The 23109-nt window shown below is 61.9% G+C and carries 25 protein-coding genes and 6 pseudogenes; 12 read left to right on the top strand and 19 right to left on the bottom strand.

The genetic code is table 11. The features are described 5' to 3' along the window. Positions 1 to 27 precede the first annotated feature (27 nt). The 5 genes and pseudogenes from QNJ43_RS20325 to QNJ43_RS27500 all read right to left on the bottom strand — a co-directional run bounded on the left by QNJ43_RS20325 (position 28) and on the right by QNJ43_RS27500 (position 2961). Positions 28 to 1595, bottom strand: a pseudogene (locus QNJ43_RS20325) (ABC transporter substrate-binding protein). A gap of 92 nt (positions 1596 to 1687) precedes the next feature. Next, positions 1688 to 2044, bottom strand: a complete 357-nt coding sequence (locus QNJ43_RS27515) for a hypothetical protein (protein ID WP_346433067.1) — start codon at positions 2042 to 2044, stop codon at positions 1688 to 1690. 27 nt (positions 2045 to 2071) lie between these two features. After that, positions 2072 to 2230 (bottom strand): annotated as a pseudogene (locus QNJ43_RS27510) (hypothetical protein); the annotation flags it as partial. Positions 2231 to 2478: 248 nt separating this feature from the next. After that, positions 2479 to 2649: pseudogene (locus QNJ43_RS27505) on the bottom strand (M20/M25/M40 family metallo-hydrolase); the annotation flags it as partial. A 99-nt stretch (positions 2650 to 2748) separates the two neighbouring features. Beyond that, positions 2749 to 2961: a hypothetical protein gene (locus tag QNJ43_RS27500; protein ID WP_346433066.1), complete on the bottom strand. Its 213-nt coding sequence runs from the start codon at positions 2959 to 2961 to the stop codon at positions 2749 to 2751. Positions 2962 to 3134: 173 nt separating this feature from the next. Between QNJ43_RS27500 and QNJ43_RS20315 the strand changes: the two genes are divergently transcribed. Next, positions 3135 to 3866 carry a GntR family transcriptional regulator gene (locus QNJ43_RS20315; protein WP_300472513.1) on the top strand — a complete coding sequence of 244 codons (732 nt, stop codon included), beginning with the start codon at positions 3135 to 3137 and terminating at the stop codon, positions 3864 to 3866. 94 nt (positions 3867 to 3960) lie between these two features. Further along, complete coding sequence (locus tag QNJ43_RS20310; RefSeq protein WP_300472510.1) at positions 3961 to 4410, top strand: translation initiation factor 2; 450 nt, start codon at positions 3961 to 3963, stop codon at positions 4408 to 4410. Between the two features lie 101 nt (positions 4411 to 4511). On the opposite strand, the gene QNJ43_RS20305 is transcribed toward QNJ43_RS20310, so the two are convergent. The 8 genes from QNJ43_RS20305 to QNJ43_RS20270 all read right to left on the bottom strand — a co-directional run bounded on the left by QNJ43_RS20305 (position 4512) and on the right by QNJ43_RS20270 (position 10159). Beyond that, positions 4512 to 4841 (bottom strand): antibiotic biosynthesis monooxygenase, encoded by a 330-nt coding sequence (locus tag QNJ43_RS20305; RefSeq protein ID WP_300472508.1) that lies wholly within the window; start codon positions 4839 to 4841, stop codon positions 4512 to 4514. A 28-nt stretch (positions 4842 to 4869) separates the two neighbouring features. Further along, entirely contained in the window at positions 4870 to 5703 is an 834-nt protein-coding gene (locus QNJ43_RS20300) for an energy transducer TonB (protein WP_300472505.1), read from the bottom strand. Positions 5704 to 5719: 16 nt separating this feature from the next. Then, on the bottom strand, positions 5720 to 6328 hold the full coding sequence (locus QNJ43_RS20295; protein WP_300472503.1) for a biopolymer transporter ExbD: 609 nt from the start codon (positions 6326 to 6328) through the stop codon (positions 5720 to 5722). Between the two features lie 8 nt (positions 6329 to 6336). Next, entirely contained in the window at positions 6337 to 6741 is a 405-nt protein-coding gene (locus QNJ43_RS20290; protein WP_300472500.1) for a biopolymer transporter ExbD, read from the bottom strand. Between the two features lie 82 nt (positions 6742 to 6823). Beyond that, positions 6824 to 7351, bottom strand: coding sequence for a MotA/TolQ/ExbB proton channel family protein (locus tag QNJ43_RS20285; RefSeq protein ID WP_300472497.1), 528 nt, complete (start codon positions 7349 to 7351; stop codon positions 6824 to 6826). A 164-nt stretch (positions 7352 to 7515) separates the two neighbouring features. Continuing rightward, positions 7516 to 7923: a hypothetical protein gene (locus QNJ43_RS20280; protein WP_300472495.1), complete on the bottom strand. Its 408-nt coding sequence runs from the start codon at positions 7921 to 7923 to the stop codon at positions 7516 to 7518. 331 nt (positions 7924 to 8254) lie between these two features. After that, positions 8255 to 9469 (bottom strand): TonB-dependent receptor, encoded by a 1215-nt coding sequence (locus tag QNJ43_RS20275; RefSeq protein ID WP_300472493.1) that lies wholly within the window; start codon positions 9467 to 9469, stop codon positions 8255 to 8257. 258 nt (positions 9470 to 9727) lie between these two features. Beyond that, positions 9728 to 10159 (bottom strand): TonB-dependent receptor plug domain-containing protein, encoded by a 432-nt coding sequence (locus QNJ43_RS20270; RefSeq protein WP_300472491.1) that lies wholly within the window; start codon positions 10157 to 10159, stop codon positions 9728 to 9730. A 318-nt stretch (positions 10160 to 10477) separates the two neighbouring features. Here QNJ43_RS20270 and QNJ43_RS20265 point away from each other — a divergent pair, with 318 nt between their 5' ends. From QNJ43_RS20265 to QNJ43_RS20225, 9 genes and pseudogenes are all read left to right on the top strand, one after another. Beyond that, complete coding sequence (locus QNJ43_RS20265; RefSeq protein WP_346433065.1) at positions 10478 to 10663, top strand: hemin uptake protein HemP; 186 nt, start codon at positions 10478 to 10480, stop codon at positions 10661 to 10663. 48 nt (positions 10664 to 10711) lie between these two features. Beyond that, on the top strand, positions 10712 to 11269 hold the full coding sequence (locus tag QNJ43_RS20260; protein WP_300472488.1) for an ABC transporter substrate-binding protein: 558 nt from the start codon (positions 10712 to 10714) through the stop codon (positions 11267 to 11269). Further along, positions 11172 to 11600, top strand: coding sequence for an ABC transporter substrate-binding protein (locus QNJ43_RS20255; RefSeq protein ID WP_346433068.1), 429 nt, complete (start codon positions 11172 to 11174; stop codon positions 11598 to 11600). The genes QNJ43_RS20260 and QNJ43_RS20255 overlap by 98 nt, the downstream gene beginning before the upstream one ends. A 21-nt stretch (positions 11601 to 11621) precedes the next feature. Beyond that, a complete protein-coding gene (locus QNJ43_RS20250) occupies positions 11622 to 12392 on the top strand; it encodes an iron ABC transporter permease (protein ID WP_300472486.1) in 771 nt (256 codons plus the stop codon). 230 nt (positions 12393 to 12622) lie between these two features. Next, entirely contained in the window at positions 12623 to 13381 is a 759-nt protein-coding gene (locus QNJ43_RS20245) for a TetR/AcrR family transcriptional regulator (protein WP_300472484.1), read from the top strand. Continuing rightward, a complete protein-coding gene (locus QNJ43_RS20240) occupies positions 13378 to 14322 on the top strand; it encodes an HlyD family efflux transporter periplasmic adaptor subunit (protein WP_300472481.1) in 945 nt (314 codons plus the stop codon). Before QNJ43_RS20245 ends, QNJ43_RS20240 begins: the two co-directional genes overlap by 4 nt. Before the next feature lie 28 nt (positions 14323 to 14350). Then, positions 14351 to 15286 (top strand): annotated as a pseudogene (locus tag QNJ43_RS20235) (ABC transporter ATP-binding protein). Further along, entirely contained in the window at positions 15283 to 15747 is a 465-nt protein-coding gene (locus QNJ43_RS20230) for an ABC transporter permease (protein ID WP_300472479.1), read from the top strand. The pseudogene QNJ43_RS20235 and the gene QNJ43_RS20230 overlap by 4 nt, the downstream one beginning before the upstream one ends. 19 nt (positions 15748 to 15766) lie before the next feature. Continuing rightward, on the top strand, positions 15767 to 16450 hold the full coding sequence (locus QNJ43_RS20225; protein WP_300472476.1) for an ABC transporter permease: 684 nt from the start codon (positions 15767 to 15769) through the stop codon (positions 16448 to 16450). A gap of 72 nt (positions 16451 to 16522) precedes the next feature. Here the strand turns inward: QNJ43_RS20225 and QNJ43_RS20220 are convergent, their stop codons facing one another. Beyond that, entirely contained in the window at positions 16523 to 17056 is a 534-nt protein-coding gene (locus QNJ43_RS20220) for an Hpt domain-containing protein (RefSeq protein WP_300472475.1), read from the bottom strand. Between the two features lie 136 nt (positions 17057 to 17192). Further along, complete coding sequence (locus tag QNJ43_RS20215; RefSeq protein ID WP_300472472.1) at positions 17193 to 17978, bottom strand: NAD kinase; 786 nt, start codon at positions 17976 to 17978, stop codon at positions 17193 to 17195. Between the two features lie 187 nt (positions 17979 to 18165). On the opposite strand from QNJ43_RS20215, the gene cutA reads away from it, so the two are divergent. Continuing rightward, entirely contained in the window at positions 18166 to 18492 is a 327-nt protein-coding gene (cutA, locus tag QNJ43_RS20210) for a divalent-cation tolerance protein CutA (RefSeq protein ID WP_300472470.1), read from the top strand. Between the two features lie 236 nt (positions 18493 to 18728). Here cutA and QNJ43_RS20205 read toward each other — a convergent pair whose 3' ends face one another. The 4 genes and pseudogenes from QNJ43_RS20205 to QNJ43_RS20190 all read right to left on the bottom strand — a co-directional run. Then, on the bottom strand, positions 18729 to 19649 hold the full coding sequence (locus QNJ43_RS20205; RefSeq protein ID WP_346433064.1) for a cytochrome c: 921 nt from the start codon (positions 19647 to 19649) through the stop codon (positions 18729 to 18731). 84 nt (positions 19650 to 19733) lie between these two features. Then, positions 19734 to 20059, bottom strand: a pseudogene (locus tag QNJ43_RS20200) (cytochrome c). Positions 20060 to 20358: 299 nt separating this feature from the next. Further along, positions 20359 to 21877: pseudogene (gene glpK, locus QNJ43_RS20195) on the bottom strand (glycerol kinase GlpK). Positions 21878 to 22093: 216 nt separating this feature from the next. After that, positions 22094 to 23109 (bottom strand): DUF2336 domain-containing protein (locus tag QNJ43_RS20190; RefSeq protein ID WP_300472467.1); only part of this gene is annotated, 1016 nt, incomplete at its 5' end.

The following is a 23109-nucleotide window of genomic DNA, read 5'->3' as shown; positions in this document are numbered from 1 at the left end:
GAAATCCGCGCCCGGCGGTTCAGATGATCAGCCGCGGCTCGGCACATCGGCCGACAGCGACGCGAAGTCGAGCCGGAAGACGGATGCGCGCGGATGAACCTTGTAGTTCTCCACCCAGGAGCGCTTGGCCGACAGCACGTCGAAGAAGACCGGAATGATCGAGGGCACTTCGTCGAACATCAGCTTCTGCGCCTGGGCATAAAGCTCCTTGCGCTTGGCCTCGTCCGTCGTCTCGCGCGCGGCGTAGACGGCCTTGTCGAAGTTCTTGTTGTTCCAGCGCGTCTCGTTCCACGCGGTATCGAAGGTATAGAGCAGCGAGAAGATGCCGTCTTCGGTCGATTGCATGTTGTAGAAGCCGACGTAGAAGTTGCCCTTCTTCCAGACCTGATCGAGATAGGTGGCGTGCGGCATCGTCTGCACGTTGATCTTGAACCCGGCGGGCTTGGCCATCTCGCGCAGCGCAACGGCAAGCTGAGTGCGATAGAACGGCTTGTCGGACGCAACCAGCGTCGCTTCCAGACCATCGGGATAAAACCGGCCTCGGCGAGAAGCTTCTTGGCTTCGTAGAGGTCGGCCTGGCGCTCCGACAGATCCGCGAAATAGTGGTACGACTTGTTGATCGGCGTGCCGTTGTCCGGCTGGCCGAGGCCTTCCGTCACGAAGTCCACCATTGCCGCGCGATCGATGGTCAGCGTCAGGGCGCGACGCACGCGGACATCGTTGAACGGCTTCACGTCGCAACCGAAATTGATGTTGCAGAACTGACCGGATGCGACCCACAGCGCATCGACGCCGTCGGCGTCCTCCATGTGCATTTATTCCGTCGGGCGCACCATCTGCATGAGATCGGTGTCGCCGGCCAGAAATGCGGAGCCCTCAGCTGAGGAATCCGGGAAGACGCTGATCTCGACGCCGTCCACATAGGGGCGCTTGGGATCGTAGTAGTCAGGATTGCGCTCGAACACGATCTTGCGGTCCGGCTCGTAGGAGACGAGCTTGAAGGGACCGGTGCCGACGGCCTTGGACGACAGGCTGTCGAACTTCTTCTTGTCCTCGACATAGGCCGCCGGAATGATGCGGGCATCGGTATAGGCAACCGCTACGGGGAAGTTGGAATAGGGCGAGGAGAACTTGAACTCCGCAGTCGTCGAATCGACGTCGACAATCTCCTCGATCGGGCCGACATTCTTGCGTCCCGGAGACGCGGTGTCGGGATCGAAGATCGCCTTGAAGGTGGCGACCACGTCGTGCGAGGTCAGCGGCGAACCGTCATGGAAGGTCACGCCTTCGCGCAGTTTGAAGGTCCAGTTGGTCAAGCTGTCATCGGCCACCCAGGACAGCGCCAGATCTGGCTCCACGATCATGTCGACGCGCAGGCGGGTCAGGTTCGAGTACAAAAGCTCGGTGATCATGTATTCCGGATTGACCCGGGTCAGCAGCGGATGAATGACGCTGGCCGCCTGATCGACGGAAACGCGCAAGGTACCGCCGCGCACGGGCTCGGCGGCGAAGGCTTTCATTTTCGGCGCCAGCGGCGTCAGGAGCAGAGCGACCGCCGTTCTGGCAAGAAAATGACGGCGATTGAGGGAGAGAATGGAAGGCTTTCTGGTCATTTGGGCTTCACTCTTTCTCGGGAGGGAGATCTGACTTAGCAGGGAGATCCGGCTCAGGAATGAGATCCGAGGCCTTAATCCGCCGAAAGGTAGGCAAGCACGCTCTGGGCGAGAGCTACGACATCGTCAACGGTGGTGTGTTCGTCGGGGCTATGAATGCAGCTTTCCGGACGACCGAGGCCAGACAGCAGCACTTCCTGCGTGATGCCCGCCTTCTGGATCCAGCCGAAATCGGAGCAACTCGCAGCCCCCCACTTGGCAAAACCCTCGTCCCGATAGCCAAAGCCGAGGCTCAGCGACTTCTGCCAGCACGGCCAGTGCGGCCCGTCGGGATCGGCCGTCGGCATCAGGTGCCCGACAAGATCCATCTCGACCTTCAGCCCCTCGACGCTTCCAAACGTCCGCTCGACGACGCCGGTGATTTCCTTCATCGCGCCCTCGAAGCTCTCCTCGGGCGCATAACGACGATTGATGAGAACATCGAAGCGCGACGGCACCTGCCCGCCGCTGGTCCCGCCATGGGCGCCCGCGATGGTGAGCTGCGGCCGCAGCGGCCCCGTCGCATGGGGGGCGGGGCGGGCATGGCGGAGGTGCGTTTGCCGACCTTCGCCTTCAATTCTTGCAAGCCGCTCAACAGCGGCAGGCCCATTTCAATGGCATTGACCCCGGCGCCGGTGCGATTGCCCTCTCCCATGTGGACCGCATGCCCCTTCACCCGTACCAGGAGGTTGAAGAGACCGAAGCACCCCGCCCAGATGCGCGGTGGGGTGGAGCCGTTGAAGTTCAGCACATGGGTCAGCATCCGGCCCGTATCGCCGAGATAGCGCGCGCCGGGATAAAGCCCGCCCTCCTCGTCCGTGCAGAGCAGAAGCACGAGATCGTAGGCGAGCGGAACGCCCGTATCGTGCGCCACCTTCAGCGCCAGCAACACGGCCGCGATCGAGCCCTTCATGTCCGCCGCGCCCAGACCGTAAAGACGGTTTTCCTCGCGCGTCAGCGTGAACAGATCGCGTTCCCAGCCCGGAGCGACCGGCACCGTATCGACATAGAAATAGAGACCGAGCTTCGGCTTGCCCGTCTGCCACTCGGCAATGACGTTGGTCCGCCGCCCGTCGGCCGGGCCTTCCGACACACGTCACAACTTTTCCGGCACATCGACCTGCCGGGTGGAAAGTGCCAGCCGAGCAAGCAGCTCATCCATCAGATCAGAAAAGGCAGGATATCCCTTGCCCAGCGGAAAGGTCGTGTCCACCGAGATCATCCGCGCGAGATCGGCAACTGCCTCCTCGCCACGGGCCGCGACATCCTGTATCACCACTGCAAGATCGGAAGAAAGGTCAGTCGTCATGCCTGCACACGGCCCATGGATGCTTGCTGGACACCCAACGACCCATTTTCTATACACTATATAGTAATACTGTTTCTATACACTATATAGTAATACTGTGGATTCCGTGTATGACTAGAAATGACGACGAGCCAGATCAAACATTAGGCAAATTGCTCAATTTTCCATCATCCATGCCCCTCTCCGATCAAGTTTTACCGTTATATCAAGTCATTAAACAGCAGATCAGCGACGCCATTTTACTGGAGCGTTGGCCTGCAGGGACCGTCCTACACAACGAGATCGAGCTCGCCCGCTCCTGCGGCGTGGCTGTCGGCACAGTCCGCCGTGCCATGAGCGATCTGACCAAGGAAGGCCTGCTGATCCGGCGTCGCAAGACCGGCACGATCGTCACCGGCCGCACGCCGCAGCAAAGCCTGCGATTCTTTTTTCAGTACTTCCGCCTGCACGGTCTCGACGGCGGCCTACAGTACTCCACGGCCCGCGTCCTGAAGCTTGAGCAGCGCCTGCCCGTCGAGGTGGAACGGACGGCGCTAGATATCGACGCCGATGAGCCCGTCATCGCGATCCATCGACTGCGCATGATCGAGGACGCCCCGGTGATGATAGACCTCATCGCCATGCCCGCCACGGGCTTGCCCGATTTTCCCGACGATCCGGCCGAGTTGCCCGACCACCTCTACCTACATTTACTGGATCGTTACGGCATCCGCATTTCCGCGATCCGCGAGCAGATCCATGCCAATCTGGCAAACGACGAAGATGCATCCCTGCTGGATCTTGAAGGCCCAGCCACCCTCCTGTGTATCGACGAGATCGCCTACGACCAGGCCGGCGCGGCCATGATCCATGCCCGCCACCGCTGTCGCACGGACAAGCACCGCTACGTGAACGAAGTTCAGTAGCCGGAAAGCTCCGATCTTAAATTTGACCTTACTTATTCAATAATTTACATGATATCCATCGTATTATTGGCAATTGCATGCCTTGGGGAGCATCATGATTTTTCGGATTTTCGCGGGCCTGCTTCTGGCGGGCTCGGTGGAGACGTGTGGCCCTGTCACTCAGGGGACGAGCGAACAGGTTTCCTTCCACAGCAGCCCTAGCGGGGCGGAGACAGAAACGTCACTCAGCATGGCCTGCACCACGCCTTGCACACTGGATATCCCGCGCAAGAAAGCCTTCGCGGTGACCATGAGCAAGGAAGGCTATGAGCCGCAAACCGTTCAGGTGAAGACCAAGGTCTCCGGCGGCGGCGCGGCCGGTGTGACTGGGAACGTGCTCATCGGCGGGGTTATCGGTGTCGACATGGCGACGGGTGCAGCCCTCAACCATGCGCCCAATCCGGTCTTCGTCGATTTCGACAAGCCGGAGAATACCTCCAAGCCTCCGAAGCAGCCCAAAGCGAAGCCCTACAAGCCACAAGGCCCACAACCGCCAGTCTCCTAGGCGACGAGCAGAGCAAGCAGATCACTCCATAAGAAAAGGCCGACGCCCCGCCTCAAGACGGAACGTCGGCCTGTCTTTGGCTCGCCTGCTTGAAACAGGTCCTACTTGCTTTCGGTCAGCAGGATATCGAAGCCCTCGAAATGCGGGCTGCCCAGATAGATCGGCTTGCGATCCCCGGCCCCCTTGTGGGCCGCCTTGAAGGCTTCCGACTTCGTCCAGGCAACGAAATCATCGTAGCTGTTCCACAGCGTGTGCGAGGCGTAGAGTGCGTGATCCTCGTCTCCGCCCTCCTTGACCTCTTCGCCCTTGAGAAGCTTGAACTCAATGAAGCCCGGGACTTCGCTCAAGCGGCGATCGCGGTTCTTCCAGATCGTCTCGAATTCCTCCTCGCAGCCTGATTTCACCCGGAAACGGTTCATCGCGATATACATGGATCGTTCCTTCTTCCAGTTACCTCGATCACGGCGCCGTATATCGAAATGGCACCGTAACTGTCTGTGATTTCTGACGCATTTCACTCGGGAAATTCGGGAATGGCGACACGCGTTTCACATTCGACAAGGCGGCCTCATCGAGATCCGCATTGCCGGAGGATCGCACCACCCGCAAACCACTGACCGCCCCGGAACGCGCAATCTTGAAGCGCACGAACACCGTTCCTTCGGCGCCGCGCGCCCGACGAGGATACCGCTTGGCGCGCTGCAGACGTGCATTGACCCCGCCAAGATAATTCGACGTCGCCTTGCGCCCACCGTCCCCGGTTTCCGCAGTATTGGACCCGCGGGTCGCCCCGCGTGACTCATTGCGCTGGGAATTGCCCTGCGCCACGGGCTTGCGCTTCTTGACGACCCGCTTCTTCGGCCGCTCAATCTTCGGCTTCAACGTCGGAACAGGAGCGGCGACCACATCGGCCACGACGGTTTCCGGTTTCACCGGTTCCGCCTGCTGCGGTTCGACCTCTGAAACCTGTTCCTCGATGACAGAATCCTCGACCTCAGGCTGCTCGGCGAGCGGCTCGGCTTCAAACGGCAGAGTGATCGCCGGCTCAGCCTCCTGCGGCATGGGCATGACCGGCTCGGAACTCTCGTTCACAAGCGGCACCAGGGCCGCATGCTGCTGCGGCTTGCTCATTTCCACGTCGTCTTGCGGCTCAGCGTCGACGACCTCGACCGGCGTCTCCGACCGAACCTCCTCGACGGGTTGCTCCACGACTTCCTCGACCGGCTCCTCCTCGATCGGTTCGATCTCGGCTTCAAGGTCGGGATCAACCGGCTCGGGCGTGTCGGTTACCATCACCAAATCTTCGAGACTACCCGCGGATGCACTGGCGCCGCCGGGCGAAGCCGATCGCTCGATCTGATCTGAATCGAAGCTGTATTGCGCGACAACCGCCAGATGGACGGCGAGCGAGGCGGCCAGACCCCCCGCCAGAAGACGGCCATGTCTCATTCGCCCGCCCCCGCCGCCTGAGCATCGGAGCCGACGCCGTCGGTCGCGGGGACGGCAGCGCCATCGCCTGCGTCCGGCGCGCTTGCCGGGCGACGAGAATAATCTTCTCCCGCCCCGCCTCACGCGCCCGCGCCAGGATCTCGTTCAGGACCGTAGCCGGAAGAGACTTGTCGGCAACGATGCGCAAAGGCTGCTCTGCGTTTCCCTGCACTTCCGCCCGGATCGCCGCAACCAGTGCTTCCGGCGAGATCACCGTCTTGCCGAGCCTCATCGTGCCGTCGGTCAGAACGACGAGGGCTCCGCCCGTATCGGTCTTCTCGCGCTCCACCGAGACGTCAGGTGGAGTGATGTCGTTGGTATCGTTGGGCTCCACCGAGCCAGCGAACAGGAAGAAGATCAGCATCAGAAAAACGACGTTGATCAGCGCGATGATGTTGTCGGTGCGCGCGCGTTCCGTGGGTCCGTGCATCCGCATCGCTATTTCCCCCCAACGAGAATGCTGGAAAGACCAATCTTTTCCACCGCGTCCATGGCGCTCACGACATCCCGTACGTTGGCCTTCCCCCCCGACGAGATCGCCACACGCTCAATCTCGTTCTGCTTCAGCTTTTCCAGCCGGGCAGTCAGATCGTCCGCGGAAACGGGTTGCGCGTTGAGGTCCATCCGGCCCTCGCCGTGGACGCGCAGTAGCGCCGGACGCACGGCCGCCGTGGCCGCGTTCGCCGTTTCGCCGCCGCCCGAAAGCGGCAACGCCTGATAGTGCGAAAACGTAGAAGCCAGCATGAAGAAGAGCAGCAGCAGGAAGATGACGTCGATCAGCGACGTCAGTTCGATCGGCCGCCGCCTGGCCGGTCTTTTGTCAATGCGCGTGCCTGCGTCCATGGCTGGCGAGATCGACGACGCCCACGGGAGCGACTTCGGTTGGCTTGCCGGTGAAGAATGCGGTGACGAGGTCTTCCATCGCCTAGTGCTCACGCTCGATGCGCCCGTCGCACCAGCCCACGAACACCGAGATCGGAATGGCGACCGCCAGTCCCACCGCCGTGGTCAACAGCGCGACCCAGATGCCTCCTGCCAGCACGGACGGATCGACATGGGCGCCCGCCCCCTGCATAGCACGGAACGCCTCGATCATGCCGAGCACAATGCCGAACAGGCCGATCAGCGGTGCGGTCTGGGCGATCATGTCGAGTGGACGCAGGAAGGAACGCAGATTGGCGATCTTGTTCAGGTAGATGCGCTCGATATCCTCGCGCAGTTGCGTCTCGGTGCTGCAGCCATTGCTGGCGCCACGCACGAGATGGGAGAGCACGTCGCCCAGAACGGAACGCTGCCCGCCCAACTGCTGCATGGCCACTTCCCGTTCGCCCGAGATCCACAGGTGCAGCACCTTGCGGGCATTGACGTGACGCCCCGTGCCGGCCACATAAAACTGGATGAGCTTGGCGAAGGCCAGCGCCAGCGTGATCACCGACAAGAGCCCCAGGAGCACGACGACCGGACCGCCGGTGCGTGCAAGTTAGATGATCGGGCCGAACGTATCCGCCAGAAAGGGCGGCAAAGCGGATGAATTCATGATAAGCTCCTTATGGCTCGAGCCGGATGGCCGGCTTCTGGCTGGCGATAATCCGGCTTACGAGCCTTCAAGCCCCGGATTTAGAGACCCAGACTGATATCGATACGGCTGCTCGTCTTGAGCTTGGAAAGACAGGAGGCCGGGTCAACCCCCTCCCCCTTGCAGGCGCGCACATCATTGACCAGAAAGGCTGAAACCTTCTCGCAGGCGCGCTTGGCAATGTTGAACCGCAGCACGCGGGTCTTGCCCGCAGGCAAGGCGCCAAGGCTCAGCGCGGACATGTCGGAGACGCTGCCCGCATCATCGAAAACCACGATATCGAGCCCGAATTCCGAAAGGGCGAGATCGAGCCCGTTGCGGGCGACCAACGTCGCCTGGCAGGCCGAGCCGACCGTGGACACCCCGTTGAGTTCCAGCGAGATTTCGCCGTCCGCCGCCAGCGCCGAGCCACCCGCCCGCGACCAACCCCGTCGCGAAAACGACCGCACAAAGGCCGGCCAGCCGGGAGCGGCCGCGCGCGGGCCGGAAATTCGAATGTCGTGTCATCGCTTTGCTCAACTGCACGGGGTGTTAACTCCTTCGGCTGCTTGCACGAGAACCGGCATCCGGCAGGCTCGTGCCCAGTGGCTTCACACGGCCCGTGCCAGAACGACGATCTCGTCCCGGCACGGATTCTTTTTCAGTCGCGGGCCGCACCAAACGGCCCGCAGGAATGTCAACCGCCCAGACGGGCGCGCAACGTAAACTTGACCGCAAGCCCCGCCCCGTTATCGGAGTCGAGATAGGGCTGTTAGTTGTGGTCGAAGAATTTGTCGACGTTCAATCCGAGCTGCAGGTCATCACGCGGCTTGTAGGTCGCGAACAGATTGACCAGCCCGTACCCCTTGGCCGGGGAGTCCGTCCGTTCCTGCGCATCGACCGCGTCGGCCTGGAAGCCACGGTCGCATCAATATCGGCAAGCGGCCGGAAGTCGACCGTGGTCAGCAGCCGATTGGCGGGAACGGTCGTCAGATAATCGCCCGTATCCTGGTCCTGTCCGCGCTGGTGCTGGCCCGAAAGTCCGAGGAACATCCAGCCCATGTCGTAGCTGGTTTCCAGTTCCCAGCCTTCGATCAGCGCGTTCTCGACGTTCCGGTACTGGTAGCACATGTAGGTCATCGTGTTGATGCAGCCGGTCGACTGCAGATCGGCGTCGATGTAGTCGTCCACCTGATTGTGGAAGTAGGCCGCCTTCACGCGGATCCGGTCATTCGGACGGACCAGCCCGTCACGCCGGTAGTTGATGCCGATTTCCTTGTTATGCGCCGTTTCCGACTTCAGATCCGTGTTCAGCAGGAAATCGAAGTAGCCACCGGGATGCGTACCGGAGATCAGCGTTTCCGTGATCGACGGCGAGCGATAGCCCTCCGCGTAGGTTCCGTAGAGTTGCAGCCCATCCAGGAACGTTTTCGCAAACGGCGAGAAGCCCAGCGTGATCTTGGACGAGACGTTATCGCCCGAGGTTTCGGTGCCTCCGCCCTGCAGCGAATAGGCGTCGTAACGCAGGCCCGCGATCAGTTCCACCACCTTCTGGTAGTCGATCCGGTGCTGGATGAACCCGCCATAGACCTTGCACTGATCGTTCGGCGTATAGAAATCGGCGCTGCCGCCGGAGACGTCCTGAACATCGACGTAATCGAAGAAGCCGTCGACACCGACCGTCGTCTCGTGTGCGAAGTTGCCGGTGGCAAATCGCGAGGTGTTGTTGACGTCGAGACCATAGGTGTCGATCCAGAAACTGCGATCCCCGCCGGAAAGCGTGCCGGTCAGGTAGGTCTGATCGAGCTTGGTGTTCGTCCAGTAGCCGCTGGCGACGAGGTCGAACCAGTCATTGTCCAGCGACCGGTAGCGGTACTTCGCTCTGATCGTATTGTCCGACACGTCATTGTCGTAATTCGTCGTGCTCGGATCGCCAGACGAGTACTCGGAATTGTAGGTGATCGCGCCGAGTTCCAGAGAATGCCCGTTGCCGGGGTCGATCTCGGCCTTGACCATACCCGAGACGATTTCGTTGGCGGAGTTGTAGACCCCGTCTCCGTGGCCGTCCTGGTAGCGCCAGTTCTTGCGGTAGACGACGCTGCCCAGCAGCCCGAAGGCCTCGCCGATGCGAGCGGCCCCCGTCGCCCTCTGCGCCCAGCCGTTATTCGTGCTGTAGCGCGAAAAGCTCTCTGCGGCCTACATCTCGCCGGGCTTCAGGAAGGTCGAGGCCTTCTTGGTCTCGAAGTTCACCACGCCGCCGATGGCGCCGGACCCTTAGGCATTGGCGACAGGCCCGCGCGTGACCGTCGCGGTTTCCAGGAATTCCGGCTCGAAGAACACCGCCCCACCCGAAAGGCTGTGGCCTGAGGCCTGGAAGTTCTGCCGCGCGCCGTCTACATTCACCGCCACCCGGCCGAAGCCGAACAGTCCGCGAATATTGATCACGACACCGGGGGAATCGGCAACCTCTTCCACCTCGATACCGGGTACGGATTTCAGGACGCTCCCCAGCGTGTCAGCCCCGGATAGATCCACGGTCTCGGTGGTCACCATGCTTTCCGAGGCCAGCGCATTGATCGCCGCTTCCTCGGTTCGCGTCGCGCTCACCGTCACCGTGTCCAGCAGGATAGTTCCCGTTTCCTGCGCCATCACCGGGTGTTCCATATTCAGACCGGCCAATGCGGTCGCGGCCATAAACGTGGCCAATCGCCTATTTCTCAGACGCATAGTTGCCTTCTTTGGTTCACGGAAGAAGAGGACCAAAGGATTGGCTGGCGCCTGTGCCGTTTAAATCGGTCTTCGCTCGCTACCTCGGTCAAGGCGTCACATCGCGATTTTCACGGATTCGGCGCTTCGATCATTGCCTTCCTATCTAATCTTGAGTATTTTATTCAATAATATAGTGTTGAGAAACACTACTTTGGAATTCTTCAAATCCGAAAGCTGGAGCAGTGGAAGGCAATGGAACGTCCCGATCAATTTACACCGGAGGTATATTTCGCATCCAACTACGGAGATACGATCATGGATCGTGAAACCACAAAACTTGCGGATACACGCGGGAATACTCCCCACAGAGCGGCCGAAGAGCCCCGCACTCTCGACAGCGAGACCCTGTTCAACGGCGACCGTGAACTCAGGATCATGCACGGCGACGCCTGCTATCGCCTGACGATCACCCGCCTGAACAAGCTGATCCTCACCAAGTGATCCCCATTCCCGACAAGACGCCGAGATCTTCCCAACAAGAATGAGAACATGATGGCCCCTTTTCTCCCCCGCCGCCGCGTCCTCTCAGGCCTTGCCGTCCTCGCCCTTGCCCCGCTCACTGCGGGCCTCACGCTGCCCGACGGAGCCCATGCCGCCGACACCCCGTCGCGCATCGTCTCCATCGGCGGCGGCGTCACGGAAATCGTCTACGCGCTCGGTGAGCAAGACCGCATCGTCGCGATCGACACCACCAGCATCTACCCGGAACCGACAACGGAGCTGCCCAATGTCGGCTACATGCGCCAGCTCGCCGCCGAAGGCGTCCTCGCGCTCAACCCGGATCTGATCCTCGCCATCGAAGGTTCCGGCCCACCGCCCGCCGTCCAGGTACTGAAGGCAAGCTCCTTCCCGATGATCGAAGTGCCCGAAGCCCACACGGCCGCAAGCGTTCTGGAAAAGGTCGCGGGTCGTCGGCAAGGCGCTGGGCGTCCCGGAAAAGGCACAGGCGCTGAAGGATCAGATCACCGCCGACTTCGAGGCAACGCGCGCAGCTGTCGCTGGCGCGAAGGACCATCCGCGCGTTCTGTTCCTGCTGTCGGTCGGTAGCGGACGCATGCTGGCCTCCGGTGCGAACACCGCGGCCGATGCCGTCATTGAAATGGCGGGCGGGCAGAACGTCTTCTCCTCTTTTGAGAACTACAAGCCCGTCAACACGGAAGCATTGGTCGCCGCTGCCCCCGACTATGTCCTCGCCATGACGCGCCCCGGCATGGACCCGAGCGACGATATCCGCGCCCTACCCGGCATCGAACTGACGCCCGCGGGCAAGAACGACCGGATCATCGCCATGGACGGGCAGGCCCTGCTCGGCTTCGGCCCGCGCACCGCCGCCTCGATCCGCGAACTGGCCCGGCGCATTGGCCCCCTCACCGACTGATCCGCAAGCACAGGTCGATCAATGGCAATCGCAACGACAGAAAGCCACCGCGATATGGGCACGATGACGACGCGCGAGCTTCGCCGCCGGTTGACCATCCCGCTTCTGGTCCTGCTGCTTCTCGCCGCAATCGTCGCCTCCGCGACGATCGGTGCGACGGACATCTCAATGAAGGAGGCGTTCCGGGCAGTCGGTCAGGCGCTCGGCTGGGAAACCGTGGCGACTTTGCGCGATCGGGTTATCCTGTTCGACATCCGCCTACCGCGCACCACAATGGGCATCCTCGTTGGTGCGGGGCTGGCGACTTCGGGGGCAATGATGCAAGGGTTCTTCCGCAATCCTCTGGCCGATCCCGCCCTGATCGGCATTTCGGCCGGAGCGGCGCTGGCCGCCGTCACCTCGATAGTCATCATCGCAGGCGCCGGGCTCGCGCTGCTCGCATGGCTCGGCGCGCACCTTCTGCCCATCTCCGCCTTTATCGGCGCGCTGGTGGTGACCTTCCTGCTCTATTCGGTCGCCACACGGGCCGGGCGCACCTCCGTCGCCACCATGCTGCTGGCCGGTATCGCCTTCACAGCCCTCGCCATGGCGATCATCGGGCTCATCGTCTTCGACAGCACCGATACGGAGCTGCGCGACTTCACCTTCTGGAACATGGGATCGCTCGGCGGAGCAACGTGGACGCGGGTGATCGGCATGCTGCCCTTCTTCGCAATCACCATGCTCGCGCTGCCCTTTACATGCGCTGCCCTTCACACCCCGCAGCTTCTTCCTTCCCACCAAGTTCATTAACCACCCATCGCGACTGACTAACCGGCCAGTCATAATTCCTTGAAGCTTAACTTCAATTGCGCTAGCCAGTCTGACTGGCCAGTCAGTCATAGAACTGATGCTGAACCTGATGCGGTGATCCGGAGGCCCCACGTAGACACCTCGGAACTCTCGAAGCTGCAAGTCTCCGCGCAGGTTCAGGCGTTTCCGCGTTCCACAAGTTCACATGAATATCGAAGAGGACCGTTTCCTTGTCTCGCAAGCCTTCCGCCCCGAACCACGGCTCCACCGGCACCGCCCCCGAACGAGCAACCCCGGAGGCTTCAAGCGGCTCGAAACAGCCTTCGAAATCTGCTGCCGGAGCGCACAAGAAGAGCAAGCGGCGCGACACCGCAGACCGGCGCAATGAAATCCTGCAGGCGGCCTTCAATCTCTTTGCCGAACACGGCTTTGCCCAGACCCGTCTCGAAGACGTCGCCAAACACGCAGGCATCGCCAAGGGTACAATCTACCTCTACTTCTCCGACAAGGAGACGCTGTTTGAGGAGTTGCTGCGCGAGGCGGCTCAACCGGTGCTGGCCGTGATGGAAGCCGTCGCCTCCCTACCCGATCTGCCGGTGCAGGTGATCCTGCGCCGCATGCACATGATCTTCGTCGACCAGATCCTGCTGACGCACCGCAAATATCTCATCCGCCTGCTGATCCAGGAAGGCCCCCGCTTTCCCGCGATCACCGAATTCTACTATCGCGACATCGTCCGCAACGCTCTGGAGCTTATCTCTCGGATCGGACAGCGCGGCTTTGAAAGCGGCGAACTGACCAGCAACGCCCTCGCCCGGTTTCCGCAACTCGTCATGGCCCCACTGCTGACCGGCGTGATCTGGGATGCGCTATTTGAAGATCAGCAGCACCTCGACATGGAGGGCATGCTCTCCACCTATCGCGAGTTGCTGATATCCGCCCCAAAGCCCACAAACCCGACCTGCGAAGAAACCGGTGGCGCCTCATGAAACGCATCGTCCTTCTCCTCGTGATTCTCGGGTTCGCCATCGGCGGCGGGTATTACTGGTTTACCTCCAGCCCCCGGGACGACCAAACCGACTGGCAAGGTTGGGTCGAGGCTGACAGCCTGTTCATCGGCCCGGAAGTCACCGGCCGATTGATCGCGCTTGCGCTGAAGCGCGGTGACCATGTCGAGGCGGGCGCCTCGCTCTTCACCGTGGAGGATGATGTCGCGCAAGCTCAGGTCAGCGCCGGGCTGAGCGAGGCCGAAGCCCCGCGGCAGAGAGCGCAGGAAATCGATGTCCTGCTCGCTCAGGAAAAAGCGGCAAAAACCGCGCTTGAGGAATCAAAGCTCGAATTCGAACGCGCCAAGACCCTGACCGCGAAGGGCACCGCGGCGACCTCGGGACTCGATGCCGCCCGCGCCGCCTTCGACCGCAACACGGCCGAACTGAAACAGGTCCGCCACCAGATTTCCGTCGCCCGGCTGCCCGCCCGCAACCCCGCCGTGGAACAGGCACGCGAAAACCTTGCAGAGGCTGAGGCGAAGCTCGCAGAACTGCGAACTCAGGCCAGAAAGCACGTCGTCGACGCCCCCGCATCCGGCACCATTCAGGAAGTCTATTATCGCCCCGGCGAGGTCGTCAGCGCCGGAACCCCGGTGGTGGCGCTTCTGCCGCCGAAGGTCATAAAGGTCCGCTTCTTCGTTCCCGAAGCCGAACTGCCGAGCCTGCATGTGGGCGACAAGGTCGCCGTCTCCTGCGATGGATGCAAGGTGACGACCGCCACAATCGACTGCCTCGCCCAGGAGGCCGAATACACGCCTCCGGTCATCTATTCGCTGGAAGAACGCGCCAAGCTCGTCTTCCGCATCGAAGCCGTCCCCGATCATCCCGAGGCCTTGCGCGTCGGCCAACCTGTCACCGTGAGCAGGGAGGCAGGATCGTGAGCCCCGGTTTCAGCCCCGTGGTGCCGTCATTAACGACGCCCCGGAAATCGCCATCGAGGTCGAGGGACTGACGAAATCCTTCGGCGACAAGACCGTCGTCAAGGACCTCTCCATGCATGTGGAGCGCGGTCAGATCTATGGATTTCTGGGGCCCAACGGTTCGGGCAAGACCACGACCATCCGCATGTTGTGCGGGTTGCTGCCCCCCGATACCGGCCACGGCACGTGCCTTGGCTACGACATTCGCACCCAGAGCGACCTGATCAAGCCGCGCGTCGGCTACATGACGCAGCGCTTTTCGCTCTACGAGGATCTTTCGATCCGCAAGAACCTGGAATTCGTGGCGCACCTCTACGGCTTGTCCCACCCCCAGCAGAAGGCTGGCGAAGCGATCGAGCGACTGGGTGCGCTCAAGGGGCGCAAGGAGCAGCTTGCCGGAGCCCTGTCGGGCGCCTGGAAACAACGCCTGTCGCTGGGGGGCCTGCATTCTGCCCTCCCCCGATCTGTTGCTGCTCTACGAGCCGACCGCCGGCGTCGATCCCAAGGCGCGCCGCGACTTCTGGAACGAGATCCACGGCTTTGCCGCCGACGGGCTGACGGTGCTGGTCTCCACCCACTACATGGACGAGGCGGAACGCTGTCACGAGATCGCCTATATCGCCTACGGCTCGCTTTTGGCCCACGGCACAGTGCAGGACGTCATCGCCTCGGCAAACCTTGAGACATGGACGGTCTCCGGCGACAGCCTGCACGGTCTCGCCAACAAGCTGCTTGCCGCCGACGGGGTCGACATGGTCGCACCCTTCGGCTCCCCCTGCACGTCGCCGGGCGCGACCACGCGGCTCTGGAGCGCGTCATCGCGCCTTATCGCGACGACGCCCGCTTCACCTGGACCGCCTCCAAGGCAACGCTGGAAGATGTCTTCATCGATCTGATGAGCCGTTCGCAGGACAATTTCCGATGACAGCAAAGCCTTCGCCGGATCAAGCCGCCGCACGACACCGCCCCCGCCTGGCTGGGTTCGGCCACTTCTGGGCGATGTTCATCAAGGAATTCCTGCAACTGCGCCGCGATCGGGTGACCTTCGCGACAATGATCTTTATCCCGTTGATGCAGTTTCTGCTCTTCGGTTTCGCCATCAACACCCAGCCCAAGAACCTGCCGACGGTGGTCCTGTCCCAAGAAAACACCGACGTCTCGCGCGCCATCGTCGCCGCGCTGAAGAACACGTCCTATTTCCGCATCACGCGGATCGCCGAAACCGAGGCCCAGGTCGATGACTGGCTGCGCGCAGGAACGGTGCAGTTTGCCGTGGAAATCCCCGCCGGTTTCGAGCGCGCCCTGCGGCAGGGCGAGACACCGGCCCTGCTGCTCGCCGCCGACGCCACCGATCCGGTGCATCGGGCACGGCGCTCGGCGCACTGAACGGCGTCGTCTCGCAAGTTTGTCCGGGCTTCATGGGCTGCCCGCGAGCGCATCGTCCGCTTCCTTCGAGATCCGCCAGCACCGACGCTACAATCCGGCAACCGTCACCCGGCTCAACATCGTGCCGGGCATTCTCGGCACCATCATCACCATGACCATGCTGATCTTTACCGCGCTCTCCGTCACCCGCGAGATCGAGCACGGCACCATGGAGAACCTGCTCTCCATGCCGATCCGCCAGCTGGAGGTGATGCTCGGCAAGATCGCGCCCTATGTGCTGGTCGGGTTTCTGCAGACAGCCCTGATCTTCATCGCCGGGTATCTGATCTTCGATGTTCCGGTGGAAGGGAACCTGCTCCTACTCTCCGCGCTTTCCATGCTCTTCATCACCACCAATCTGTCGATCGGCTACACCTTCTCCACACTGGCGCAGAACCAGCTTAAGGCGATCCAGATGAGCTTCATGTTCTTCCTGCCCAACATCCTGCTGTCGGGCTTCATGTTCCCCTTCGCGGGCATGCCGGTCTGGGCGCAATGGGTAGGCGAGGCGCTGCCGCTGACCCATTACCTGCGCATCGTACGCAGCATCATGCTGAAGGGATCGGACCTCTCCGACGTTGCCCATCCGGCCACGATGCTGACGATCCTGACGCTGATCACCATGACCATCGCCGTGACGCGCTTCAGACGCACTTTGGACTGAGGGGAAAATGGCAGAGAAAAAGACGCGGCAAGAACGAAGCGGACGTCTCTATTCGTCGTCGACATCCGACATTCATCGTCGACATCCGACGGCATATCCTGCTGAACGGTGGCGATGAAATCGTCCGTCACATCGGCGAGCTGCTTGACGAGCGCGGTCGCGACCTGATCGTCCTCGTCGCGAACGTCTTCTGCCACCATGGCGCGGATTTGCCTGGACGTGCTGCTCGATCAGCTGTTCGGGCACCAGCTTGACGTCGGTGACCGTATCGAGGAGATGGCAGAGGCTGTCGGCGACCCGGCCCGCCAGCGGAAAGCCCAGCGTGGCGGCCTGTCCCTTGATGTCGTGGAAATGGCGGAAAAGCGTGTCGCGCCGTTCTTCGTTCAGGCCGTTTGCGTGGATGTCGACCCAGGACTTGAGCAGATCTTCCGTTTCAAGATCCATCCAGGAATTGAAAATCGTGGACAGCTTGGCGAGCGCAGCTTCAGCCGCTGCGACGGGATCGAAATTCGCCGCCTCGCGGGCACCGAGCTGACGTACCTTGGAACGTAGATTGACCGGCGGTGTGATGATCTCGAAGTCACCGTCGGCGGCGCGGTCGTTCATCTCGCAATCCTTCGCGGCACTGAGGTCTGCCGTAAGCTGATGTCGTATCCTCGCGAATACTGACTGTCCGTAACGTCCGGACCGGGAGTGTGGCCCAGTTTCGTTAACGAAGCGTTTGTAAAATGACCCGGCGCCGTCAATAACGGAACATCTCGGAGAGAATGCGTTCATCCCAGCCGTGATCGGGATCGAACATGATCAGACTTTCCGATTCCCAGTCCTGCGAAACCGAAACGCTACGCACGTTGCGGATTTCGATATGGTCGGCGGCCGCACTCACCGGACGCTTGTCGGGTTCCAGCACTTCGATGAAGACCTTGGAGCGGTTCGGCAGAAGCGCGCCGCGCCAGCGCCGTGGACGAAACGAACTGATCGGCGTCAGCGCCAGAAGCGGAGCATAGATCGGCAGCAGAGGCCCGTGCGCCGACAGGTTGTAGGCGGTCGATCCGGCAGGCGTCGCCACGAGGATCCCGTCGCAGATCAGTTCCTCCAGCCACACCCGCGAATCCACCATCACCTTCAGCTTCGCCGCCTGATAGGTCTGGCGCAGCATCGAGACCTCGTTGATCGCCCGGGCCCGAAAGACCTCACCATCGATATCCACGGTCTCCATCAGCAGGGGATGAATGGTTGTCGCCGTCGCCTTGCGCAGGCGTTCCAGCAGACCGTCCTCGCCGTATTCGTTCATCAGAAAACCAACGGATCCACGGTTCATGCCGTAGATCGGCTTCTTAGCATTCATGAAGCGGTGCATCGTCTCCAGCATCAGCCCGTCACCGCCGAGTGCGACGATCACGTCAACCTCTTCCGCTGGCACGTTGCCGTACAAGCCTGCAAGATGATCGCGAGCTGCCCGCGCCTCCGGCGTCCGGCTGGAGACGAAGGCAAGCTTTTCTATCGAGTCGCCCCGAGGGCTGGTCATGTCACGATCCTGTCTGGCCCTGTGCGAACGGCGCACTGCACGCAAGTCACATGTCTTTCCTTTAGCCAGAACCGGCCGGGCGAGGCAAAGGAATATCTGTTATGCAGGGTGCCAAATCAAAAGGCGATCGCTCGTGCCGCAGCGACAGAAACGGTCTGCAACACGACAGGATCCACAGGAGACCGCCATGGCCGACGATGCCCCCGTCCTTGTCTATTCCACCTTCCCCAACACCGCCTCCGCCCGCGCCGCAGCCGGCGTGTTAGTGCGCAAGAAGCTTGCGGCCTGCGTGAACATGATTCCCGGCATGCGCTCGATCTACACCTGGGCCGACAAGGTGGAGGAGGAGAACGAGATCGTCTTCATCGCCAAGACGATGCAATCGCGCGCCGAGGAAGTGATGGCCACGATCGGGGAATACCACCCCTACGACGAGCCGGCTCTTCTGGTGCTGCACACCTCCGGCGGCTCACGCAGCTTCTGCGACTGGATCGAAAAACAGGTCGCGCAATAGGGACTTCCGGGTTGAAGGGAGATCGGGCTTTCCAGCGATCTCTTGCTGTGAAATCAATCATATGGACGGCTTGTCATCCCCGCGCAGGCGGGGATCCAGTAACCACAGAATCAGCCTTAAGACACACGAGCCGCACACGCCTCTGGAATGCTGAATCCCCGCCTGCGCGGGGATGACAGTCGGAGGGTGAGGCAAGCCATTCCTCGCAATGCGCAACCAGCCCCCTCACCCCTCACCTACTTCCCGCTCGCCGTTGCAATCGGCGGGATCGACTTCAGATAGGCGGCGATCGCGGCCCAATCTTCGGCAGGCAGATGCACCATGTTTTCCTGCACCGAGGTCATAGAGCCGCCGAGCGTGTCGTAATCGGGCGTGAACCCGGTCTCCAGCGCATAGGCGATATCGGCCTCGCTCCAGGAGCCCAGCCCGTTCTTGTCCGGCGTCAAGTTCGGAACGACGCCCTCGCCTTCAGGAGCAGGTCCTCCCGCCAGGAACCGATACATGCGCGGCCCGCCGATAAAGTCCGCGGTGTGTGGCATTCTCCGCAATGAATGGCCCGGCCCGTTGACCAGATAGGCCCCACGGTTCACCGCATCGGACGCCGCCGGATCGGGCGTGAAGGTCTTGCCATCGAGATAAAGCAGCTTCCACAATCCCAGCCCTCGGCGGATATTGAAGGGGAAGGCCAGATCGTGCGGACCGACCTTGTTCACCACCGCCGGAAACGTATCGAGAAAGCCCTTCAGGTCGATGAGATCTTCCCGGGTCATGTGCTGATGGGAAGTATAGGGAAAGGCCGGGTAGTAATGGCGCTCGCCCGGCGAGACGCCCTTCACCATGGCGGTGATGAAATCCGCGTTGGACCAGCCGCCGATCCCGGTCGCGATATCGGGGGAGATGTTGGGCACACGAAAGGTGCCGAACGGCGTCACAAGTTCCTGTCTGCCGCCAAGCTTAAGCTTCTCGTCACCCGATGCCTTTGCCACCGCATGACAGGATCCGCACCCGCCTGCCCAGAACATGCGCTCGCCATTGGCCAGATCCACCACATGAGCGGGCACGGTGGAAGGATAGATGCGCTCCGGCATCGTCAGCCAGTAGAAGACGGCCCCGCCCAAAACCGCCAGAACGACCACCAACCGTACGAACGCGCGCATACCCCCCTCCCTTCGCAAGATGGCGCGCTCAAGCGACCTGCGGGCGCAGAGCCCGGCCGCTTGAGCGCTCCGAGATTGATCGGATCAGTCCTTCTTCAGATGGAAATCCTCGTGGCAATCCTTGCAGGTGCCGCCAATCTTGCCCATCGCCCCGCGCAGGGAATCGATCCCGCCTCCAATCTCGGACATGAGATCCGTCGACACGGTCTTCAAAGCTTCCGCATCCTCGACGAATTCATCGTTGTCTTTCCAGATTTCCAGAGAGGCCGCCGTATCGCCGCCGGTCTCGGTCCCTTCGGGAAAAGAGCGGTGAAGCCGTCGATGCTTTCATTGATCCGCGCCAGCGCCGCCTTGGCCGCATCCGCGTCGTAGGGATTGGTCCCCTTGGCCATGCCGCCGAGAATTTTCATGGAATCGCCGATGGCTTTCATCCGATCCTGACACTGCTTGATCGGATCATCCTGTGCGAAAACCGCGGCGGTGAATGCAACAATGCCCACCCCACCGAAAAGAAGTACCGTACGAATTCGCATTGATCTTCTCCCTTACGCAATAGTCCCGCACCATCCCTTGCGACAAATACGGCGACAAGCCCCTCCACATCACATATCGGTGACGCAATACGCATCGCGCCCGGGCAGTGAACACCTGCCCGGGCGCGGTCATCGACGGAAACATGCGGTTTTATGAATACGAAGATGCCGGAGACCTAAACCCCGCGCGACAGGGTGCGCGACACCGCGTCGCGCCAGCCCGCCACCTTGTGCGCACGCACGGCCTCTTCCATCGTGGGCGTGAACCGGCGCTCAAGCGCCCAGCTCTCAGCAAATGCCGCCGGATCGGGATAGAGCCCGGCTCCGAACCCGGCCAGATAGGCCGCGCCCTGCACGGTCGTCTCGCGCATATGCGGTCGGTCGACGGGGGCATCGAGCACGTCGGCAAGCCTCTGCATGGTCCAGTCGGAGGCAACCATGCTGCCGTCGACACGCAGAACCGGAGCGCTGGCTTCGGTGCCATCGTGCCCGGCCGCGCTCCAGTCCGCACGCATCGCATCGATCAGATCGTTTGTCTGGAAACAGACCGACTCCAGCGCCGCACGCGCCAGTTCCGGCCGTGCGGTTCCCCGCGTCAGCCCGAAGATCGCGCCGCGGCATTCCGCATCCCAATAGGGTGCGCCGAGCCCGACGAAGGCGGGCACCATATAAACGTCCTGATCCGCACCCGCGACCGCCGCCAGATCACCCGACTGCGAGGCATCCTCCAGAATGCGCAATCCGTCGTGCAGCCATTGAACGGCTACCCCGGCGACGAAGATCGCCCCTTCCAGCGCATAGGCGGACTTGCCGTCGAACTGGTAGGCAACCGTGGTCAGCAGCCAGTTCTGCGACACCACCGGTACGCTTCCCGTATTGAGCACGGCGAAACACCCGGTGCCGTAGGTCGACTTTACCATCCCCGGCTCGAAGCACGCCTGCCCAACGGTGGCCGCCTGCTGATCGCCCGCGATCCCGCACACCGCGATGGTGCCGCCGAACAGATCCGGATCCGTCATGCCATAATCGTCCGCACTGTTGCGCACTTCCGGCAGCATCGAAACGGGCACGCGGAAGAGATTGAGCAGCTCCTCGTCCCAACGGCCTTCATGGATGTTGTAAAGCGCCGTCCGGCTCGCATTCGTGGCATCGGTTGCATGGATCCTACCATCGGTCAACCGCCACAAGAGGAAGCAATCGACCGTACCAAAGGCCAGACGCCCTTCTTCGGCCGCCTGCCGCGCACCGTCCGTATTGTCGAGGATCCACGCGATCTTGGAGGCGGAGAAATACGGATCAAGCAGCAGCCAGGTGCACGAACTCACCAGGTCTTCATGCCCCGCCTCGCGAAGGGCCTGACAGGTCGCAGCGGTGCACCGGTCCTGCCACACGATCGCGGGCGTCACCGCCCGCCCGGTGCGACGATCCCAGACCACCGTCGTCTCGCGCTGATTGGAGATGCCGATGGAAGCGATGTCCCCGGCTTCCACGCCCGTCGATGCCATGGCCCTTCGGCAGGTGGAGATGACCGTCGCCCAAAGATCTTCCGGCTCGTGCTCGACCCAGCCCGGATGAGGATAGCTTTGCGCAAACTCCATTTGCGCGACACCCTTCATCCGCACCTTTTCACCGAAGACCATAGCCCGGGTAGAAGACCATCGCCCGGGTAGATGTGGTCCCCTGGTCGATTGCCATGACATGACCGGTCACTTTGCGCTCCTCCCGATATACGAGCCCTTTGCTGTGTTAATCGCGAGCATGCATCTCCTCCGTCTTTTGGACAAGCAGGCAGAACAACGCGACCCGCACCTCAGTAAGGGCTCTCATTCATCGGGTTTGTCGTGAATATTGCGCCAACCTCGAACGTTGCGGGACCTTTATCCCCGCGTTCAGGTTCAGGCGGTGGTAAATTCAGGCGGCAGGTAGGCTCGTTTGACGCACGAACAGGCGCGCGGCTTCGCGTGCGACCTCCGCTTCAACGCGCCGCAGCAGCCGCCGCAACGAGTCTAGCCCGTCGTCGAAGCCTTCTTCCGGTTCGTTATCGGCAAGCACCGTCTCGATCATGAGGCGCGTGAAGGCAAACCCGGACAAGGGCTCGCCGGCAGCCACGATCTCCCGATGGCCGAGAACCGCCGCCTCGAAGGCGGAATGAAGCTTGGGTGGCAGGCCCGCCCGCTTGAACAGGGCCCGAAGGCTCGAATTCCATCCGCTCGCCAGAACGATTTCGACACGCTCGGGCGGCATCTCGCAAAGATCCGCCATTGCAACGACGAACAGGCCGAGATTTCCGGTGCACAGACCGCGCAGCAACAAGGTTGGCGTCAGCTGCGCGCTGCCGCGCAAGTACTCGACCAGACTGCGCATGTCCTGGTCATCCGCGCCCTGTGCCATGGCGACGGTGATCCGGTCGCGCGCCTCCCCCCGCATGGCGCGGGCACGCTCCGCCTTGAGCCCCGTCCCGACGGTCGGCACCTTGCACAGATTTTCCGCCAGTTGCGCCACCAGCTTCTGCTTGACCGCCAGAGGAACGCCCGCACGCGTCATCAACGCGCACCTCAACTCCGCGCTTTCGCCGAAGCGTTCCACCAGCCGCTCCAGCATGCCCCGTTCCCGCGTTGCGGCCGGGTTTGCGAGAAGCTCAAGGTAGGCATCGAGCCCACCCGCCTGCGCAAGCGAGGCCGACACGGTTGCCGAAACCGACGGTCGCCGGGCAATCGCCATCTGCATGTCGGGATCGCCAAGGGCGACGAAATCGACCAGTTCCGCATCGAGAAAAAGCGGCGAGCGCATCAGTACCAGCGCCGCGATGGGCGGGATGTCATTGGCGAGAGAGAGAGAGAGAGAGAGAGAGAGAGAGAGAGAGAGAGAGAGAGAGAGAGAGAGAGAGAGAGAGAGAGAGAGAGAGAGAGAGAGAGAGAGAGAGAGGG

This window comes from Breoghania sp. (assembly GCF_030066895.1).
In the GTDB taxonomy this organism is placed as follows: Bacteria; Pseudomonadota; Alphaproteobacteria; order Rhizobiales; family Stappiaceae; genus Breoghania.
This window is presented reverse-complemented; position numbering and strand designations above follow the sequence as displayed.